Origin of the sequence: Vibrio sp. OPT46, assembly GCF_015163535.1 — a bacterium.
GTDB lineage: Bacteria > Pseudomonadota > Gammaproteobacteria > Enterobacterales > Vibrionaceae > Vibrio > Vibrio alginolyticus.
The window spans coordinates 1-319 of the sequence record NZ_JADDYG010000566.1 but is presented as its reverse complement, the minus strand read 5'-3'; the positions used below and the strand labels follow the sequence as shown (position 1 = coordinate 319).

Below are 319 nucleotides of genomic sequence, written 5' to 3'. Positions count from 1 at the left end.
TAGGAGCGGACCGTTTGTTTGAGGATATTCTTTCAAGTAATTGAAAATTATTGTCCCCAGAGATATGAATAGGTTGTTTTACAGAGCAAAATTGATGTTTAAAGCATGGAATTGAGGGCAAAAGAGAAAGAAAGTTTGTCACTTAAATGACTTTGGCATGCACGACCAATGACTCGTGGACATAAAAAAAGCAGCCGTCTGGCTGCTTTCAAAATACTATTTGGTTTACTTAGTTGGGATTAGTTTACCCAGTCACGTAGTGTAAACGTCAATTCGTGATCGGCACTTTTCAGAACAAGACCATCTTTAGTTAGCGTGA

At 38.2% G+C, this 319-nt stretch carries 1 pseudogene; it reads right to left on the bottom strand.

Annotated elements, in window-relative coordinates:
* Nucleotides 1-239: 239 nt before the first annotated feature.
* A pseudogene (locus IQR33_RS22770) lies at nucleotides 240-319 on the bottom strand (heat-shock protein HslJ); the annotation flags it as partial.